We start from the raw sequence: 16,643 nt of genomic DNA, 5'->3' as shown, positions 1-16,643 counted from the left end.
GCTTCAAGGGAAAAACGCCGCGACATTGTGGGTACCTCGGAAAAGAACAATCATCAATTAAGCATGGCCGGGTTGAAGCCCAGCTCGAGCTCGCGCCAGGTATCGTAACGGTCGGCGCGCAGCATCGGGAACGGATTGGACTGGTTGGCGATCTCGTACAGCGCCCGCTGGGCGGTCTCGCGCACCACCGGCGCATAGGCATTGCCCGCGCCCTGCACCTCGACGAGGTGCGGCGCGCCTACCATCTTGCGATCCGGGCTCAGCACGATCTTGAACACCACCGTCACCTGATCGGCGTTGACCGCCCCTGCCGGCAGCTTCCAGAAGCGGCTGATATAGGCCCGCAGCGCGTCGATTTCGGTCTGCGACAGCGACGTCGAGGTGCCGGCGGAGGCGCCGAGCGAGGCGGTGTTGTTGATCGTGTCGCCCAGCGCGGCCATGCGGCGCGGGTCCTGCTTGTTCAGCAGGGCGGCGATCTGGTTCGGGTTGAAGTCGCGCTCGGGGGCCGGCTCCTGCACCACCTTGGGCGGAATGTTCTTCGGCTTCTTCGGCGGCGCGGGCGGCGGCGGGGCGGCCTGCGCGGCCTCCTGCGGCTTGGGCGGCTCCTTCGGCGGCTCCGGCGGCTTGGCGGCGAGCGCCTCGGCGTCCGGCGGCGGGGGCGTGGCCGGCTTGGCCTCGGCCTGCGCGGCCGGGGGCTTGGGCTCGGCCGGCTTCGCCTCGGGCGGCGCAGGCGGGGGCGGCGGGGCGGAAGGCTCGTTGGCGGCCTTCACCTCGGGCTTCTCGGACACCTTGGATTCGAGATTCTCGGCCTGCTTGGGCGCGTCGACCTTCTCGGCGACAGGCTTGGGGTTCTCCTTCGGGGCGTCCTTCTTGCCGGCCATCATCTTGGACATTTCGGCGTCCGAAATGATGTCGATCGGCATGGATTCGGGCGGTGTCACCTCATAGGGCGAGGGAGACGCGAAGGAGACCGCCATGAAGCCGATGATGCCGACGTGAAGCGCCGCCGAGGAAAGCAAGCCCGCGCGCATGCCTCAGCCCCCCTGCTCGACTTCGGAGACAAGCGCCACGCGCTTGAAGCCGGCGCCGGACAGGCGGCCCATTACCCGCATCACCGAACCATAGTCGAGGCTCTTGTCGGCGCGCACGAAGATGCGCTCCTCATAGCCGGCCTTGCCGATCGCCTGCAGCTTCGGCACCAGCTCGTCGACCGGAATCTCGGTTTCCTGCAGGAAGATCTTGCCGTCCTTGGTGATGTTGATGACCAGCGGCTCGTTCTCCTGCGGCACCGCCTTGGCTTCGGTCTGCGGCAGGTCGAGCGGCACGCCCATGGTGAGCATGGGCGCGGCGACCATGAAGATGATGAGCAGCACCAGCATCACGTCGACCATCGGCGTGACGTTGATCTCGGACATGACGACGCCACCCGCGCGCCGGCGCGAACGCCGCGAGTGCCAGCCGCCTCCCGCTCCTCCTGCGGACATGCCCATTCGATCAGCCCCGTTCGTCGATCTGGCGCGACAAGATGGCGGAGAACTCGTCGGCGAAGCCTTCCAGCCGCGCCGCCTGCCGGTTCACCTGCGAAACGAACTTGTTATAGAAAATCGTCGCGGGAATGGCGGCGATGAGGCCGATTGCCGTCGCGAAAAGGGCTTCCGCGATGCCCGGTGCCACCACCGCGAGGCTGGTGTTCTTCGACGCCGCGATCGACTGGAAGCTGGTCATGATGCCCCATACCGTGCCGAACAGGCCGATGAACGGGCCGGCCGAACCCACCGTGGCCAGCACCAACAGCCGGTTCTCCAGCCGCTCCACCTCGCGGGCGATGGTGACGTTCATCACCTTGTCCAGCCGCTGGGTCAGGCCGGCAAGCGAGCGCGCGCCCCCTTCATAGGAGCGTTTCCACTCGCGCATTGCCGCCACGAAGATCGCCGCCATGGCGTGATTCTGCCGCGACGACAGCGAGCGGTACAGTTCCTCCAGGCTCTGCCCGGACCAGAAGGTGGTCTCGAAGCGATCCATTTGCCGCTTCATGCGGGTGAACAGGATGGTCTTGTCGATGATGATCGCCCACACCCAGACCGAGGCCAGCACGAGACCGGCCATCACCAGCTTCACGATGAAGTGTGCCTGAAGGAAAAGACCGATCAGCGACAGGTCGGCGCTGCCCAAGCCGGCGCCTGCGGGCGCGGCGATCGCGCCATTGGGCGCGGCCACCGCCTGGCCTTCGACCTGCGCCGTCGGCGCGCCGGTCACCGGCGCCGGCGCGTTCTGGGCGAGAGCGAACGACGCCGGTGCCGCCAGCAGCAGCATCACCGCGAGTAGAAGCTTCTTCAGCGTCATTAGGCCATTCCTGCCAGATCACTAGGGGTCGCACCGCCGCCGTGCATCAGCTGCCGTCAGCAGCGAATGCCCTGCTTGGCTGTCGAAGGGGACGCGTCCGCCATCAACCGACCGAGTCTGTCCAAACTTGGGCGATCGACGCCGGACCGCTCGCGCAGCCGCGCCCTACAACAGCGCATTAGGGTTAATGCCGGGTTAGCGTTGCCGCATCGCAACAGGAATAAGGGTGCCTCGGCACCTCCACCGCGCCATCAGGGCTGCGGCGCCTCCTCCAGCGCCGCCTTCATCGCGGCACGCAGCGCGTCGGGAATGCGGCGGGCGCGGCCCTGGGCGACGAAGGCGACCTTCACCTTGCCCTCGACGATGAGGTCCTCGCCGCGCTTCACCTTCTGCGACAGGGTGATGGAGGCACCGGCGACCTCGATCGGGCTGGTGTGCACTTCCAGCACGTCGTCGATACGGGCCGGGCGGACGAATTGCAGTTCCATCGAGCGCACCACGAAGGCGAAGCCCGGCGCCTCGGCCAGAGCCTCGCCGAAAAGCTCGCCCTGCACCACGCCGACCAGGCGCAGATGATCGGAACGGGCGCGCTCCATGAATTTCAGGTAGTTGGCGTGGTAGACGATGCCGGAGAAATCCGTGTCCTCATAATAGACCCGAACGGGGAGCACATGCCCGCCCGGCACCAGCTTTCCCGCCAGATGCAGGAACGGGTCGGCCCGGAGGGCTTCGGGCGAGAAAGGCTGGGGGGAAAGGGGATCGGAGCGCTCGTTCATGCCGCCCTCATAGCCGAGGGCGCGGCGGAAAAAAAGAACCGCGCCCCTCGGGTGAGGAGCGCGGCCCTTTAATCGATGAGCCGAGCCTCAGCCCTGCCCCTCGCCCACCGGCGCCGAAGGTTCGGCCGGGCGGTTGCGGCGGTCGGCCATGAACTGGTCGAACTCTGCCTTGTCCTTGGCCTGCCGCAGCCGGTCGAGGAAGGAGCGGAAATCCTTCTGCTCGTCTTCGAGCCGGCGCAGCGTCTCCTGACGGTATTCGTCGAAGGCGCGGTTGCCGCTGGAGGGGAAACCGCCGCCGAACCGGCTGCCGAAATTGCGGACCGCCTCGGCGCCCTCGTTCTGCCAGCGGCCGAAGCCGCGCCTGCCACCACAAAACATCCGTCCACTCCCTATCGTGAAGGCCAGGACCGCAAGACCCAGAGGCCACCAGGCCATGAAGCCCAGTACCGTGAGCGCGATCCAGGCCGGCTTGCCATATGCGTCGAGCTTCTGTGCGAGCTCCATGGGCGTACCGCTCCTGGGTAGACCGTCGCGACCGGTCACGTGGCCGCTCGGGTTAATGTTAATCACATTTACATAGGTAGGCACAGCCCTGCGCCTTGTCAAGAATCTCCGCATGAAAATCGAAAGGCGGGGGTGCGAGCGCGGCGGCGCCTCAGCTGGCGGGGGCGCCAAGGCCCTTGAGATAGACCAGGAAGGCGGCCTCAAGCAGATCGTCCGGCTCCATCGGCAGCTTGCGGCGGGCGCCATCGGCGCGGCCGAACAGCGAGGCCACGCCATGCGCCAGCGCCCAGGTATGCAGCGCCACCATCAGCGCCGGCGGACGCGCCGCGGCCGGCATCGAGGCAACCAGCGCATCCGCCGCCTCGCGCAGCACGCCGAAGGCGCGCTGGCTGGCCTGGTCGAGCGCGGGAAAGGCCTCGCTGCGCAGCCCGGATTCGAACATGGCGACATAGTCCGCCGGGTGCTGGCGGGCGAAGGCGAGATAGGCGCGACCGAGCCTCTCATAGGCTTCCGCGGGGGTCGGCCGGCCCTCGTTCCAGCCGGTCTCCAGCGCCTTGGCGAAGCGCTCGAAGCTGTCCGCCGCCACCGCCGCCAGCAATTCGTCACGGTCGCGGAAATGCCGGTAGGGCGCGGCGGGCGAGACGCCGGCGCGGCGCGCCGCCTCGGCGAAGGTGGCTCCGGCAGTGCCCTTCTCCGCGATCAGTTCGAGCGCCGCCTTCATCAGGGCTTCCCGCAGGTTGCCGTGATGATAGCCGCGCGATTCTCCGCCGTTCCGGGACCAGCTCATGTGAAGGGGACTTACATCACGCCGGGGGCCGCGTCGATGGCCGCGGCACGCACGGGCTCACTCCCCGCCCTCGTCGAACAGCGGCATCTGGTTGACGCTGGTCGGCGCGGCGAGGCCGAGATGCTTGAAGGCGTGCGCGGTCAGCACCCGCCCGCGCGGGGTGCGTTGGAGAAAGCCCTGCTGCACCAGATAGGGCTCGATGATTTCCTCGATGGCGTCGCGCGGCTCGGACAGCGCGGCGGCGATGGTCTCCACCCCCACCGGGCCGCCGCCATAATTATGCGCGACCACGCTGAGATAGCGCCGGTCCATCTGGTCGAGGCCCAGCCCGTCCACTTCCAGCGCCAGCAGCGCATGGTCGGCGGCGGCGCGGTCGATGATCTCCTTGCCCGCCACCAGCGTGAAGTCGCGCACCCGGCGCAGCAGCCGGCCGGCAATGCGCGGCGTGCCCCGTGCCCGGCGGGCGATCTCGCGGGCCCCGTCCCGGGCGATGGGGATGCCCATCACCCGCGCCCCGCGCGTCACCACCAGTTCCAGTTCCTCCACCGTGTAGAAATTCAGCCGGATCGGGATGCCGAAACGGTCGCGCAGCGGCGTGGTCAGCAGTCCCGATCGCGTGGTCGCGCCGACAAGGGTGAACTTCGACAGCGAAATCTTCACCGAGCGCGCCGCCGGCCCCTCGCCGATGATCAGGTCGAGTTCGTAATCCTCCATCGCCGGGTAGAGGATTTCCTCCACCGCCGGGTTGAGCCGGTGAATCTCGTCGATGAACAGCACGTCGCGCTCTTCGAGATTGGTCAGCAGCGCCGCGAGGTCGCCCGCCTTGGCGATCACCGGGCCGGAGGTGGAGCGGAAGCCGACGCCCAGTTCGCGCGCCACGATCTGCGCCAGCGTGGTCTTGCCGAGCCCCGGCGGGCCGACGAACAGCACATGGTCCAGCGCCTCGCCACGCGCCTTGGCCGCCTTGATGAAGATGTCGAGATTGGCCCGCGCCTGCTCCTGCCCGACAAATTCGGCGAGGTTCTGCGGGCGCAGCGAGGCCTCCGCGAGGTCTTCCTCGCGCTTGTCGGGAGCGATGAGGCGGGTCTCGCTCACCTCGCCAGTTCCTTCAGGCCGAGGCGGATCAGCCGGGCGGTATCGGCCTCCTCACCCGCCTCGCGGAACGCCGCCGCCACCGCGGCGCTGGCCTGGATCTGCGCATAGCCGAGATTGACCAGCGCCGAGACCGCGTCCGCCACCGGGCCGGGGGCCTGCCGGTCCTCGATCTGCGCCGCGAGGCCGGCCACCGCCGGGTCGACGCTGGAAAAGCCGGGCGCCTTGTCCTTCAGTTCGGCGACGATGCGCGCGGCCACCTTCGGCCCGACGCCATTGGCCCGCGCCACCATCGCCCGGTCACCCAGCGCCACCGCATTGGCGAGTTCGGAGGGAGAGAGCGTCGAGAGCACGTTCAGCGCGACCTTGGAGCCGACCCCCTGCACGTTCTGCAGCAGCAGGAACCAGCTTTTCTCCGCCGGCGAGGCGAAACCGTAGAGCCGGATCATGTCCTCGCGCACGAGGGTCTCGATGAACAGCACCGCCACCTCGCCCGCGCCCGGCAGCGCCTGCAGCGTGCGTGCCGAGCAGTGCACGAGATAGCCGACCCCCTGCACGTCGAGGATCACATGGTCGTCGCCATAGGAGTCGACGAGGCCCTTCAGCTTGCCGATCATCGCGCCGCCACCTTTGTCGCCACCCGCGCCGCCATCTGCGCCTTCATCGCCGCCATGCCCCGATGCTGCGCATGGGTGACGGCAACCGCAAGCGCGTCGGCGGCGTCGTCGGTCCGGAAATCGGCCTGCGGAAGCAGAATCTTCATCATCAGGCGGATCTGCGCCTTCTCGGCCCGGCCGGCGCCGACCACGGTCTTCTTGACCAGCAGCGCGGCATATTCGGAAACCGGCACCCCCGCCAGCGCCGGGGTCAGCATCACCACGCCGCGCGCCTGGCCGAGCTTGAGCGTCGAGGCCGGGTTGACGTTGACGAAGGTCTCCTCCACCGCCGCCTCGTCCGGGGCGTAGGTGCGCAGCACCTGCATCAGCTCGGTGTGCAGGCAGGCCAGGCGCTCGGCGAGCCCGCCCTCCTCCGGCGGCATCACCGTGCCGCAGGCAATGAACGCGAGCCGCGTGCCGGCAGCCTCGATCACCCCCCAGCCGGTACGGCGGAGGCCCGGATCGAGCCCGAGGATGCGAATCGGAGACGGCGCCATCCCCTAGGGCGTACCCGAACAAAGGACGAACGCCTAGGGGCCACGCGCGACACGGCGCCCCGGCCGGGCCGGGACGCCGATCATGGTGAACGAAGCGTCTACGCGCCGGGCGGCCGGCGCCCTCGCCCGTCAGGCGGACGTGCGTTCGCTGTCGAGATCGTGCATGGCGAAGGACGGGTAGCGTTCGCCCGCCGCCGCGCCTTTCGGCACCGCCGCCTCGATGGCGGCGAGGTCGTCATGGGCCAGGCGCACCTGCGCCGCGCCCAGCGCCTCGGCGAGCCGGTCGCGGCGGCGCGCGCCCACCAGCGGCACGATATCCGCGCCCTGCGCCGCCACCCAGGCGATGGCGGCCTGCGCCACCGTGATGCCGCGCCCGGCCGCCACCTGCCGCAGCGCCTCCACCAGCGCGAGATTGGCGTCGACATTGCCGTCCTGGAAGCGCGGGCCCAGGCTGCGGAAGTCGCCCTGGCCCCGGGTGCCGCTCCAATGGCCGCTGATCAGGCCGCGCGAGAGCACCCCATAGGCCGTGACGCCGATGCCGAGTTCGCGCAGCGCGGGGAGTATCTCGTCCTCGACGCCGCGCGAGATGAGCGAGTATTCGATCTGCAGGTCGCTCACCGGATGGACGGCCACCGCCCGGCGGATAGTATCGACGCCCACTTCCGAAAGCCCGATATGGCGGATGTAGCCGGCCTTGACCATGTCGGCGAGGGTGCCGATCACCTCCTCCACATCGGTGCCGGGCGGCAGGCGCGAGGGACGGTAGATATCGATGACATCGACCCGCAGCTTCTGCAGCGACTGCGCCAGCATGTTGCGGATACTCGCCGGGCGCAGGTCATAGCCGCTCCAGCCGCCGGCCGGGTCGCGCAGGGCGCCGAACTTGACGCTGAGCTGGTAGGCCTCGCGCGGCACGCCGCGCAGCGCCTCGCCGATCAGCATCTCATTGTGGCCCATGCCGTAGAAATCGCCGGTGTCGATCAGCGTCATGCCGGCGTCGAGCGCGGCATGGAGCGTGGCGAGGCTCTCCTCGCGGTCCGAGGGGCCGTACACGCCGGACATGCCCATGGCGCCGAGGCCGAGGGCGGAAACCTCCGGGCCGGCGGTGCCGAGCCGGCTGCGTGAAAGCGTCATGGCTGTTCTCCATTGCGTCTGCCGGCATCGCCGGTCTTCTTTGCGCCAGCCGGCATCGCCGGTGGGGTGGCGCACATATGACGCAGGGTTCAGCGTTCGATAATATAGACGGACCTGAATAGGCCGTTCGGAATTGCGTACAATGTCGACTGATCTCTCCCTGCTCGATTCCTTCGTCGGCGTGGCACGCCATCGCAGTTTCCGCCGCGCCGCGCTGGAGAGGGGCGTCTCGGCCTCGACTCTGAGCGAGGCGGTGCGGCGGCTGGAGACGCAACTCGGCGTGAGGCTGCTGAACCGCACCACACGCAGCGTCACGCTCACCGAACCCGGCGCCCGCCTGCTGGAACGCCTGACCCCGATGCTGGCGGAACTCGGCGAGGCGCTCGACGAGGTCAACCGGTTCCGCGACACCCCCACCGGCACGCTGCGGCTCAACGTTCCCGCCCCCGTCGCCCGGCTGGTGCTGGCGCCGATGCTGGCGGAATTTCTCGCCGCCTATCCGGGGCTGACGGTCGAGGTCCACCAGGACGAGCGGCTGGTGGACGTGGTCGAGGCCGGCTTCGACGCCGGCGCGCGCTATGGCGAGAGCCTGGCGCAGGACATGATCGCGGTGCCGCTCGGCCCGCCGCAGCGCTACGGCGTCTACGCCGCTCCCGCCTATCTCGCCCGCCACGGGGCGCCGGCGGCGCCGGAGGACCTGCTGCACCACCGCTGTATCTGCCACCGCTTCGCCAGCGGCGCGGTGCTGCCCTGGGAATTCGAGAGGGACGGGCACGCGCTCAAGATCCAGCCGCGCGGCCCGCTGATCAGCAACAGCCCGGATGTGCAACTCGCCGCCGCGGTCGACGGCATCGGCATCGTGATGAATTTCACCAGCTTCGCGGCCCCGCTGGTGGCCAGCGGCGACCTCGTCTTGCTGCTGGAGGACTGGTGCCCACCCTTCGAGGGAGCGTTCCTCTACTACCCGAGCCGCCGGCACATGCCCGCCGCGCTGCGGGCCTTTGTCGATTTCGTGCGGGCGCGCCACAAGGCCGGCGCCTGAGTCGAACCTGTCGCTTCCCCCGGTCCGGCGCGGGTTCTACCGCCGCCCGCCGAGAGCGCCACTCGCCAGCGTCACGCCGATTCCGGTCGCCACGACGCCCACGATGGCGGCGGTGTCGGGGTGCTCGCCGAGCACCGGCACGGCGATCAACGCCGCCAGCGCCGGCACCAGCCCGGTGAAGGCGGCGGCGCGCGACGAGCCAAGCCGCTCGATCGCGACGCCGAAAGCCACCAGTGCGACGACACCGGAAAGCACCCCCTGAACCAAAAGCTGGATCAGCACTTCGCGGCCATAGCCGTTCGCCACCGCGTCCACCACGCCGGGCAGGCCATAGGGCGTGAGCACCGCGGTGGACCACAGGCCCACCAGCCCGACCGTCTCGGTTGCCTTCATGCCGGTCCGACGGAAGGCGAGCGTGTAGCAGGACCACATGCACGCGCCGATCAGCAGCAGCCCGTGCCCGCGCCAGGCTCCATCCTCGGGATAGAGCAGCCCACGGCTTCCCAGCGTCACCACGCCGAGGGCGATCGCCGAAAAGCCGATCGCCCGCGCCGTGCCCAGCCGCTCGCGGAACACCAGCACCGAGATGGCGGCAACGATCAGCGGCATGGTGCCCGGCAGAAGCGGCCCCACATCCGCCGCCGGGACGAAACGCATCGCATTCGCCACATCAAGGAAGAAGAACACGCCAGCGCCGAAAAAACAGAGCAGGAAGGGCACGAAGTTCCGCCTGGGCCACAGGCCGATTCGTATCCATGCCGGCGCCAGCACCACCGCCGGAACGACGAAACGCAGCCAGCCGACCGTCATCGGCGGCAGGTGGCCGTGCACGGCGTGCCGCGTCGAGACGATCCAGCCGCCCCAGATCGCGACCGCGAGCAGGGCGCAGCCGGCACCGACGAGGCGGTCGGTAAGCGAAGGACCGGCGATGCCGCCGAGCGCGGCCGCTGAGACGGACTTGTCCATGATCCAAGGTCCCGCCACCGCAGCGGCGCAAAAGGGTGGCGCCCGGCGCGGCGCCAGGCAGGGAGTTGAGGCGAATGTGGCGTGCGCGACCTCTTTGTGCAAACGCGTTTTGCGAATAGCCACGTTCGCCAAAATCGATGGATCGGGCCCATCCATCGCCAGCCGTGTTGACGGCCTTCAAGGGCGGGGCTAGGTCTGCCGGTGCAGGCCCCGGCGGCGTGCGGCCTTCCCCGGTTCATTCCATGACAGTCGATCCGGCCCTCGTCTGGGCGTTCCTTACCGCGCTGGTGGCCGGCGTCACGCGCGGCTTTTCGGGCTTCGGCGGCGCGCTGATCTTCGTGCCGCTGGTCAGCGCCGCCTATGGCCCACGCGTGGCGGCACCTTCGCTTCTCGTCATCGACACGCTGCTGACGCTGCCTTTCGTCATCCCGGCGCTGCGCGCCTGCGTGTGGCGGCAGGTCGCCCCGCTGGCGGTCGGCGCGGTGGTCGCGGTGCCTGCCGGGGTGTGGGTGCTGGGGCGCACCGACCCGCTGGTGCTGCGCTGGGGGCTGGCGCTGCTCGGCCTCGGCCTGCTGGCGCTGCTGGCCTCCGGCTGGCGCCACACCGGCCGGCACAGGCTGCCGACGACGCTGGCCGTCGGCGCTGTCGCCGGCTTCTGCGGCGGCGCGGCGCAGATGTCGGGCCCGGCGGTGGTGGCCTACTGGCTCGGCAGCGGCCAGCCCTCCGCGCTGGTGCGGGCCAACCTGTTCGGCTTTTTCGCGCTGGTGACGCTGGCCAGCGGCACCGCCTACGCCTTCAGCGGCATGTTGACCGCGGAGGTCGGCCGCCTCGCCCTGCTGCTCGGCCCGGCCTATGCGCTGGGGCTCTATGCCGGCGCGCGGGCCTTCCGCGGCGCCTCGGACCGGCACTACCGGGTCGCCGCCTATTGGGTGATCGCGGCCGCCGCCGTGCTCAGCCTGCCGCTGTTCGACCTGCTGCTGGGCCGCTGACGCCGCCGGCCGGGAGGTGCGCTCAGTCGCTCATCTTCGCCATGAAGGCGTCGGACAGCTCGAAATTGGCATAGACGTTCTGCACGTCGTCATTGTCGTTGAGGTTGTCGACGAGGCGGATCAGCTTCTCCGCCACCTCGTCGTCCACCGCCACCGTGTTCTGCGGGCGCCAGACCAGGCCGGACTTGCGCGGCTCGCCGAACTTCGCTTCCAGCGCGCGGGCGACCTCGTGCAGGTTCTCCACCGAACAGACGATCTCGTGGCCATGCTCATCCGAGGTCACGTCGTCCGCACCGGCCTCGATGGCAGCCTCCAGCATGTCGTCGGCCGAGGCCTTGGCGGCGTCGAACTCGACCGTGCCGATGCGGTCGAACATGAAGGAGACGGCGCCGGTCTCGGCCAGCGCGCCGCCGGACTTGGTGAAGTTGGAACGCACTTCCGAAGCGGTGCGGTTGCGGTTGTCGGTCAGCGCCTCGACGATGACGGCGACGCCGCCGGGGCCGTAGCCCTCATAGCGGATCTCGTCATAGTTCTCCGCGTCACCGCCCAGCGCCTTCTTGATGGCGCGGTCGATATTGTCCTTGGGCATGTTTTCCGCCCGGGCGGCGAGCACGGCCGCACGCAGGCGCGGGTTCAGCGCCGGGTCGGGCATGCCGAGCTTGGCGGCGACAGTGACTTCGCGCGCCAGCTTGGAGAACAGCTTGGAACGCACCGCGTCCTGCTTGCCCTTGCGGTGCATGATGTTCTTGAATTGCGAATGACCCGCCATGGCCGCCTCCACGTCACACCGGGCGGGCCTGAGGCCAACCCTGTCCGAATACCTGAAACAAAAGGGTGCGCGGCTTATAGGCGAGAGGGCGGGCGCGCGTAAAGCGGGGAGCGCGTCGCCGTCATGCTGCGGGGGGCACTCAGGCCGCCGGCCCGGACGACCGGTCGGCCAGCACATCGTAATGCGTGCCGCCGCCGATCTGTTCGAAATGCGACAGGCCCATGCCGCGAAGGCGGACCTTGAGAGTCTCCGGGTCCACCCAGGCGGTATCGACCTCGTAGAACACAGACCGCACCCGATCGGCAAAACGGCTCTTCGCCAATTCCGCGATCACCACATCCTCGTGGCCCTCGGTGTCGATCTTCACCACCAGCGGCAGCCCCGAGGCAAGATAGGGCTCGAGTATGGCGGCGGTGGACAGCCGGATCTCCTCGGCGCCCTCGCCGTCGCCGAATGTGTGGTGCAGGGACGCCGCACCGCTGTGACCGGGCTTCAGCTGAATTTTCACACGCGCATCTTCGGACGACAGGCCGCAATTCAGCGCGACAATCTTGTCGGCCAATCCGTTGGCGGCGATGTTGGAGGTGAGGAGCTGAAACGTCTTACCGACGGGCTCGAAGCTGATAGCCTGCTCGCAGAGCGGATTTTGCGCGGCGATGAGGGAATACAGCCCCTGATTGGCACCGATGTCGATAAAGGTAAACTTGTAGTCAAGACCTCGAAGATAGTCTGAAAAAAATGTTCCATATTCTTTGTAGAGGCACATCCGAAATGTAACGTCATCCCAATTCGGTGCCAGAAGAACCCCATAATCGGAACGAACTGCCTTGCTTTTGAGTATTTTATGCGCGCCGCGTAGGGACACCCTTCTGATCTTACGCTGAGCTTTGTAAATGAACCCGATAAATCCATCGTTCCTGATGATATCCGCCACGCTCATATAAGCCTCCAGCAAAAAAACAGATGCACGCCCTCTGATCTAATCAATACATATACTACCAAAATGACGGCAGCGCCTCGCTCAGGCTGCCACCGATCCGCACCGGCGCCACCGCCACCGCCCGCCCGGCGCTGTCCGTTTCCACCGCGAGACCCGACAGCGTCCCCGGCCCCGCCACGGGCTCGAAGCGCGCCGAGCCGATCTTGCGGGTGAAGCGCCGCAGCGGCTCTTCCTTGTCCATGCCGATCACGCCGTCATAGCAGCCACACATGCCGACATCGGTCATGTACGCCGTGCCGCCCGGCAGGATGCGGTGGTCGGCGGTCGGCACATGGGTGTGGGTGCCGACCACGAGGCTCGCCCGCCCGTCGCACCAATGGCCGAAAGCCTGCTTCTCGCTGGTGGTCTCGGCGTGGAAATCGACGATCGTGGCATCCGCCACCAGCCCCAGCGGGGCAGCGTCGAGTTCGCGGTCGATGCTGGCGAACGGGTCGTCCAGCGGGTCCATGAACACCCGCCCCATCATGTTGACCACCAGTACCTGCGCGCCACTCTGCGCCTCGATCAGCGCGGCCCCGCGGCCCGGTGTGCCCTGAGGGAAATTGGCGGGGCGGATCAGCCGTGGCGCCCGCTCGATGAACACCAGCGCCTCGCGCTGGTCGAAGGCATGGTTGCCGAGCGTTACCGCATCGGCGCCCGCCTCCAGGAATTCCTCATAGATCGCCTCGGTGATGCCGAAGCCGCCGGCGGCGTTCTCGCCGTTCACCACCACGAAATCGAGCGCCCAGTCGCGGCGCAGGCGCGCGAGTTGCTCCAGCACGATCTGGCGGCCGGCGCGCCCCACCACGTCGCCGAGAAACAGAAGGCGCATGCGTCAATCCTCGGCCGGGCAGACGATGCCGGCATCCGTGGCGATGGCGTCGAGCCGCTCATCGTGCGGCTCGGCGGGCACGGCGGCAAGCTGCTGCACCGCGAAAGCGTAGCCCAGCGCCTCGATGCGCTTGGCGCGCCGCAGCAAAGCGAGCGTGCGGTCATAGAACCCCGCGCCATAGCCCAGCCGGTTGCCGCGCGCGTCGAAGGCGGCGAGCGGCACCACCAGCACATCCGGCGAAACGGCAGGCGCCGTCTCGGGTGGGGCGGGAATGGAGAAGCGGCCCGGCCCGGCGGAAGCTGTCAGTTCCTCGCCCGGCTCCCACAGCCGGAACAGCAGCGGCTTGCCGGCCTGCAGCACGATCGGCAGCGCCACGCCGGCACCGGCCGCGCGCAGGCGCTCCACCAAGGGATCGGTGGCGATTTCGCCGCCGATCGGCGCGAACACGGACACCACCTCGCCCCTGACCGCGCCCAGCCATTGCAGGGCATGGATCGCCGCACGTTCCGCCGCTGCGGCGCGCGCGGGCGCATCCAGCGCCGCCCGCCGGGCGAGGGCGATGGAGCGAAGGCTTGCCTTGTCGAGTTGGGCGTCGGTCAAATGGGGCATGATGCGATGAGTGCGGAGCCGCGATGGCCGTTGGAGGCTCGATCCCGGGAACCTACAACGTAGGTGGGCGCCGTGTGTCCAAGCCCAGGGGCAAGGTCAGGGACAGCTCCCTTTGAGATCGATAAGGCCCCGGAAATATATGCTCCTGACGAACCGCGCAGCCCCGCCCGATAAATCTAGGACGCCACCGGGCAAATTGCCAGAGGCAGTTGCGCGGGTGCGAACAGCTTTCGGTGAGGGGAGTGACGGGGCGCTGCGGCGGCCCGGGGGAAATCCCGCCGGGGTCGTTATTCCGGCCCGCGCAAGGGGGGACTGCCGAAGAGTCATCGCTAGGTCCCGGCTCTGCGCTCCGGCTGCGCCTTCGCTGGGCCGGGACACGATCGCACCGCTTCCCGGACAAACGGCGCGGGGCGCAGAGCCCGGACCCAGCCGAGCGACACCGGCCTCACCCCACCTTGAGCATGATCTTGCCGATATGGGCGCTGGTCTCCATGCGGGCATGGGCCTCGCTCGCCTTCTCCAGCGGGAAGGTCTGGTCGAGCACCGGCTTCACGGTGCCGGCCTCGATCAGCGGCCACACCTTCTCGACCAGCGACGCGGCAATCGCCGCCTTCTCCGACTTGGGCCGCGAGCGCAGGGTCGAGCCCATATGCGACAGCCGCTTGAGCATCAGCCGCATGAAGTCGATCTGCACCTTGGAGCCTTCCATGAAGGCGATCTGCACCAGCCGGGCCTGCGGCGCGGCGGCCTCGTAATTGCGGGCGATATAGGAGCCGCCCACCATGTCGAGGATGACATTGACGCCCTTGCCGCCGGATTGCTCCTTCACCACCGCGACGAAGTCCTCGCTCTTGTAATCGATGGCGACATCGGCGCCGAGTTGGCGGCAGACCGCGCATTTCTCGGCGCTGCCGGCGGTGGTGAACACCGTGGCGCCGAAGGCCTTGGCGAGCTGGATCGCCGTGGTGCCGATGCCGGAGGTGCCGCCATGCACGAGGAAACGCTCGCCCGCCTTCAGCCCGGCGAGGTCGAACACGTTGGTCCAGACGGTGAAGAAGGTCTCGGGCAGCGCCGCCGCCTCGACCATGGAGAGGCCGGCCGGCACAGGCAGCGCGGAGCCCTCGTCGGCCAGGCAATACTGCGCATAGCCGCCGCCGGAAACCAGCGCACACACCTTGTCGCCCAGCTTCCAGCGGGTCACGCCCTCGCCGAGCGCCACCACCTCGCCGGAGATTTCGAGGCCGGGAATGTCCGAGGCGCCGGGCGGCGGCGGATACAGCCCATTGCGCTGCATCACGTCCGGCCGATTGACGCCGGCAGCCGCGACCTTGACGAGGATCTCGCCGGCGCCGGGCGAGGGCACCGGCCGCGGCTCGGGAACCAGGGCTTCCGGCCCGCCGGGCGTGGGCAGGCCGATGGCGGTCATGGTGGCGGGCAGCTCGGTCACGGCGTTTTCCTCGTGCTGTCGTCGGCTTCGCGGTCGAAATCGTCTTCCGTCCTAGGTCAAGGCGCCATCGCTGGCAACCGCGGGCCCGGACGGGTAAGCTCAGCCGGCGTGCAGGCGACGAGAAGGAGCAGAGCGATGGCGATCGACGACGACCTCTTCCCCCTGGCGACACCGGTGCTGAGGCCGGCGGGTCACACTGTCGGCAGCGACATTTCCGCCCTCTCCGAGGCCGAGATAGAGGAGCGCATCGCCCAGCTTTCCGCCGAGATCGAGCGGCTGACGCGCGCGCTGGAGGCCAAGCGTGCCTCGCGCTCCGCCGCCGAAAACTTCTTCAAGCGTTGAGAAGCGACGACTTAACACGATATTAAGCTTTCCAACCTATTACTCGCGACGGTCCAGTTTTGACCGCGAGTGGCCTCTGTCCACTCTGTTTGACGCATCCCTGTCTACCACTTAGCGAGCCGCCCCCGGGCGGCTCTTTTTTCATCCCCGCTATCCCAAGCCGAAACGCGCTGAGGCCGAATCCGGCCCGGGCGACTGGACAGCGCGCCGGCGCTGCGCGACAGACTGGGGCGGCAGGCGCGCGGACGCGCCGTTCAGGAATGTCGGGGCGATGGGCAGCATCCGGGAAGATTCGGACGAGAACGGCACCTCCGAACAGGCGGGCCCGGCGCCCGGCGCCGAGATGATCCGCTTCGCCGAACGGCGCCTCGCCTCGCCCGCCTTCCTCGTGCTGTTCGCGGACGGCATGCAGCTCGTCGACGACACCGCCGCCTATCTCGACGGCGAAGGGCGCGAAGCCAGCCGCGCGCTCCCCCGGGGCGCGGCGGCGGCCTATGTGCAGCAGAGCATGCGCCACTCCACCCGCCTGATGCAGCTCGCGTCCTGGCTGCTGCTGTGCCGCGCCGTCGCCGAAGGCGAGATGAGCCGCGAGACCGCGGCACGGGAATCCGCCAGGATCGACCTCAAGGGCGCCCCGCGCGATGTCGACCAGGAGGCGCTGCTGCCGCCGCCGCTGGCGCGGCTGGTCCTGCGCGGTTTCGAGCTGCAGCGGCAGATCGTGCGGCTGGAGAGCGCCCTCGCCGGGCCATCGCCGGTGGAAAACGCCGGCCTGCGACCGAATGCCGTCGCCGGCCAGATCGGCCGCCTGCGGCGCGCCTTCGAGCACCGCTGAGCGACGCCGCGCATGCGATCACCGGAACGCCGGGCAAACGAAAACCC

At 68.7% G+C, this 16,643-nt stretch carries 20 protein-coding genes and 1 other RNA gene; 4 read left to right on the top strand and 17 right to left on the bottom strand.

Annotation, left to right across the window (positions count from 1 at the left end; genetic code table 11):
* Window positions 1-53 precede the first annotated feature (53 nt).
* The 10 genes from KHC23_RS16895 to KHC23_RS16850 all read right to left on the bottom strand — a co-directional run bounded on the left by KHC23_RS16895 (window position 54) and on the right by KHC23_RS16850 (window position 7,789).
* The gene (locus KHC23_RS16895) at window positions 54-1,031 is read right to left on the bottom strand and encodes a cell envelope biogenesis protein TolA (RefSeq protein ID WP_213373945.1); all 978 of its coding nucleotides are present in this window, start codon (window positions 1,029-1,031) and stop codon (window positions 54-56) included.
* 3 nt (window positions 1,032-1,034) lie between these two features.
* Window positions 1,035-1,490, bottom strand: a complete 456-nt coding sequence (gene tolR / locus KHC23_RS16890; RefSeq protein WP_213373943.1) for a protein TolR — start codon at window positions 1,488-1,490, stop codon at window positions 1,035-1,037.
* A 4-nt stretch (window positions 1,491-1,494) separates the two neighbouring features.
* A complete protein-coding gene (gene tolQ, locus KHC23_RS16885; protein WP_246544695.1) occupies window positions 1,495-2,343 on the bottom strand; it encodes a protein TolQ in 849 nt (282 codons plus the stop codon).
* Window positions 2,344-2,594: 251 nt separating this feature from the next.
* Entirely contained in the window at window positions 2,595-3,119 is a 525-nt protein-coding gene (ybgC, locus tag KHC23_RS16880) for a tol-pal system-associated acyl-CoA thioesterase (protein ID WP_213373941.1), read from the bottom strand.
* An 87-nt stretch (window positions 3,120-3,206) separates the two neighbouring features.
* Window positions 3,207-3,623 (bottom strand): DUF2852 domain-containing protein, encoded by a 417-nt coding sequence (locus KHC23_RS16875; protein ID WP_213373939.1) that lies wholly within the window; start codon window positions 3,621-3,623, stop codon window positions 3,207-3,209.
* A gap of 151 nt (window positions 3,624-3,774) precedes the next feature.
* On the bottom strand, window positions 3,775-4,410 hold the full coding sequence (locus KHC23_RS16870) for a TetR/AcrR family transcriptional regulator (RefSeq protein ID WP_213373937.1): 636 nt from the start codon (window positions 4,408-4,410) through the stop codon (window positions 3,775-3,777).
* Window positions 4,411-4,467: 57 nt separating this feature from the next.
* Window positions 4,468-5,505, bottom strand: coding sequence for a Holliday junction branch migration DNA helicase RuvB (gene ruvB, locus KHC23_RS16865; RefSeq protein WP_213373935.1), 1,038 nt, complete (start codon window positions 5,503-5,505; stop codon window positions 4,468-4,470).
* Entirely contained in the window at window positions 5,502-6,119 is a 618-nt protein-coding gene (ruvA, locus tag KHC23_RS16860) for a Holliday junction branch migration protein RuvA (protein ID WP_213373932.1), read from the bottom strand. Before ruvA ends, ruvB begins: the two co-directional genes overlap by 4 nt.
* Window positions 6,116-6,655: a crossover junction endodeoxyribonuclease RuvC gene (gene ruvC, locus KHC23_RS16855; RefSeq protein WP_213373930.1), complete on the bottom strand. Its 540-nt coding sequence runs from the start codon at window positions 6,653-6,655 to the stop codon at window positions 6,116-6,118. The genes ruvA and ruvC overlap by 4 nt, the downstream gene beginning before the upstream one ends.
* A gap of 129 nt (window positions 6,656-6,784) precedes the next feature.
* Window positions 6,785-7,789 carry an aldo/keto reductase gene (locus KHC23_RS16850; RefSeq protein WP_213373928.1) on the bottom strand — a complete coding sequence of 335 codons (1,005 nt, stop codon included), beginning with the start codon at window positions 7,787-7,789 and terminating at the stop codon, window positions 6,785-6,787.
* Window positions 7,790-7,931: 142 nt separating this feature from the next.
* On the opposite strand from KHC23_RS16850, the gene KHC23_RS16845 reads away from it, so the two are divergent.
* A complete protein-coding gene (locus KHC23_RS16845) occupies window positions 7,932-8,831 on the top strand; it encodes a LysR family transcriptional regulator (protein ID WP_213373926.1) in 900 nt (299 codons plus the stop codon).
* Window positions 8,832-8,867: 36 nt separating this feature from the next.
* Here KHC23_RS16845 and KHC23_RS16840 read toward each other — a convergent pair whose 3' ends face one another.
* Window positions 8,868-9,797: a DMT family transporter gene (locus KHC23_RS16840; RefSeq protein WP_213373924.1), complete on the bottom strand. Its 930-nt coding sequence runs from the start codon at window positions 9,795-9,797 to the stop codon at window positions 8,868-8,870.
* Window positions 9,798-10,039: 242 nt separating this feature from the next.
* Here KHC23_RS16840 and KHC23_RS16835 point away from each other — a divergent pair, with 242 nt between their 5' ends.
* The gene (locus KHC23_RS16835) at window positions 10,040-10,786 is read left to right on the top strand and encodes a sulfite exporter TauE/SafE family protein (protein WP_213373922.1); all 747 of its coding nucleotides are present in this window, start codon (window positions 10,040-10,042) and stop codon (window positions 10,784-10,786) included.
* A 22-nt stretch (window positions 10,787-10,808) separates the two neighbouring features.
* Here the strand turns inward: KHC23_RS16835 and KHC23_RS16830 are convergent, their stop codons facing one another.
* The 6 genes from KHC23_RS16830 to KHC23_RS16805 all read right to left on the bottom strand — a co-directional run bounded on the left by KHC23_RS16830 (window position 10,809) and on the right by KHC23_RS16805 (window position 15,422).
* Complete coding sequence (locus KHC23_RS16830) at window positions 10,809-11,555, bottom strand: YebC/PmpR family DNA-binding transcriptional regulator (protein ID WP_213373920.1); 747 nt, start codon at window positions 11,553-11,555, stop codon at window positions 10,809-10,811.
* A 139-nt stretch (window positions 11,556-11,694) separates the two neighbouring features.
* Window positions 11,695-12,495 carry an FkbM family methyltransferase gene (locus KHC23_RS16825; RefSeq protein WP_213373918.1) on the bottom strand — a complete coding sequence of 267 codons (801 nt, stop codon included), beginning with the start codon at window positions 12,493-12,495 and terminating at the stop codon, window positions 11,695-11,697.
* Window positions 12,496-12,550: 55 nt separating this feature from the next.
* A complete protein-coding gene (locus KHC23_RS16820) occupies window positions 12,551-13,366 on the bottom strand; it encodes a TIGR00282 family metallophosphoesterase (protein ID WP_213373916.1) in 816 nt (271 codons plus the stop codon).
* Window positions 13,367-13,369: 3 nt separating this feature from the next.
* Window positions 13,370-13,975, bottom strand: coding sequence for a 5-formyltetrahydrofolate cyclo-ligase (locus KHC23_RS16815; protein ID WP_213373914.1), 606 nt, complete (start codon window positions 13,973-13,975; stop codon window positions 13,370-13,372).
* Window positions 13,976-13,986: 11 nt separating this feature from the next.
* Window positions 13,987-14,142: non-coding RNA, 6S RNA (gene ssrS, locus KHC23_RS16810), on the bottom strand.
* 278 nt (window positions 14,143-14,420) lie between these two features.
* Window positions 14,421-15,422 (bottom strand): NAD(P)H-quinone oxidoreductase, encoded by a 1,002-nt coding sequence (locus KHC23_RS16805; RefSeq protein ID WP_213373913.1) that lies wholly within the window; start codon window positions 15,420-15,422, stop codon window positions 14,421-14,423.
* Window positions 15,423-15,557: 135 nt separating this feature from the next.
* Here KHC23_RS16805 and KHC23_RS16800 point away from each other — a divergent pair, with 135 nt between their 5' ends.
* Entirely contained in the window at window positions 15,558-15,764 is a 207-nt protein-coding gene (locus KHC23_RS16800) for a DUF1192 domain-containing protein (protein ID WP_213373911.1), read from the top strand.
* A 271-nt stretch (window positions 15,765-16,035) separates the two neighbouring features.
* Window positions 16,036-16,596, top strand: a complete 561-nt coding sequence (locus KHC23_RS16795) for a DUF1465 family protein (RefSeq protein ID WP_213373909.1) — start codon at window positions 16,036-16,038, stop codon at window positions 16,594-16,596.
* Window positions 16,597-16,643: the final 47 nt, after the last annotated feature.

The organism is Ancylobacter dichloromethanicus (assembly GCF_018390645.1).
In the GTDB taxonomy this organism is placed as follows: Bacteria; Pseudomonadota; Alphaproteobacteria; order Rhizobiales; family Xanthobacteraceae; genus Ancylobacter; species Ancylobacter dichloromethanicus.
Note: the sequence above shows the minus strand (reverse complement) of the source record. Positions and strands in the feature narration are given on the sequence as shown.

What these genes read in the sequence shown, in the direction of transcription:
- ybgC (WP_213373941.1), bottom strand. Translation starts at nt 3,119, where the DNA reads ATGAACGAGCGCTCCGATCCCCTTTCCCCCCAGCCTTTCTCGCCCGAA.
- KHC23_RS16870 (WP_213373937.1), bottom strand. Translation starts at nt 4,410, where the DNA reads ATGAGCTGGTCCCGGAACGGCGGAGAATCGCGCGGCTATCATCACGGC.
- KHC23_RS16830 (WP_213373920.1), bottom strand. Translation starts at nt 11,555, where the DNA reads ATGGCGGGTCATTCGCAATTCAAGAACATCATGCACCGCAAGGGCAAG.
- ruvC (WP_213373930.1), bottom strand. Translation starts at nt 6,655, where the DNA reads ATGGCGCCGTCTCCGATTCGCATCCTCGGGCTCGATCCGGGCCTCCGC.
- ruvA (WP_213373932.1), bottom strand. Translation starts at nt 6,119, where the DNA reads ATGATCGGCAAGCTGAAGGGCCTCGTCGACTCCTATGGCGACGACCAT.
- KHC23_RS16820 (WP_213373916.1), bottom strand. Translation starts at nt 13,366, where the DNA reads ATGCGCCTTCTGTTTCTCGGCGACGTGGTGGGGCGCGCCGGCCGCCAG.
- KHC23_RS16795 (WP_213373909.1), top strand. Translation starts at nt 16,036, where the DNA reads ATGGGCAGCATCCGGGAAGATTCGGACGAGAACGGCACCTCCGAACAG.
- KHC23_RS16875 (WP_213373939.1), bottom strand. Translation starts at nt 3,623, where the DNA reads ATGGAGCTCGCACAGAAGCTCGACGCATATGGCAAGCCGGCCTGGATC.
- KHC23_RS16825 (WP_213373918.1), bottom strand. Translation starts at nt 12,495, where the DNA reads ATGAGCGTGGCGGATATCATCAGGAACGATGGATTTATCGGGTTCATT.
- KHC23_RS16895 (WP_213373945.1), bottom strand. Translation starts at nt 1,031, where the DNA reads ATGCGCGCGGGCTTGCTTTCCTCGGCGGCGCTTCACGTCGGCATCATC.
- KHC23_RS16850 (WP_213373928.1), bottom strand. Translation starts at nt 7,789, where the DNA reads ATGACGCTTTCACGCAGCCGGCTCGGCACCGCCGGCCCGGAGGTTTCC.
- KHC23_RS16835 (WP_213373922.1), top strand. Translation starts at nt 10,040, where the DNA reads ATGACAGTCGATCCGGCCCTCGTCTGGGCGTTCCTTACCGCGCTGGTG.
- tolQ (WP_246544695.1), bottom strand. Translation starts at nt 2,343, where the DNA reads ATGACGCTGAAGAAGCTTCTACTCGCGGTGATGCTGCTGCTGGCGGCA.
- KHC23_RS16800 (WP_213373911.1), top strand. Translation starts at nt 15,558, where the DNA reads ATGGCGATCGACGACGACCTCTTCCCCCTGGCGACACCGGTGCTGAGG.
- KHC23_RS16845 (WP_213373926.1), top strand. Translation starts at nt 7,932, where the DNA reads ATGTCGACTGATCTCTCCCTGCTCGATTCCTTCGTCGGCGTGGCACGC.
- KHC23_RS16815 (WP_213373914.1), bottom strand. Translation starts at nt 13,975, where the DNA reads ATGCCCCATTTGACCGACGCCCAACTCGACAAGGCAAGCCTTCGCTCC.
- KHC23_RS16840 (WP_213373924.1), bottom strand. Translation starts at nt 9,797, where the DNA reads ATGGACAAGTCCGTCTCAGCGGCCGCGCTCGGCGGCATCGCCGGTCCT.
- tolR (WP_213373943.1), bottom strand. Translation starts at nt 1,490, where the DNA reads ATGGGCATGTCCGCAGGAGGAGCGGGAGGCGGCTGGCACTCGCGGCGT.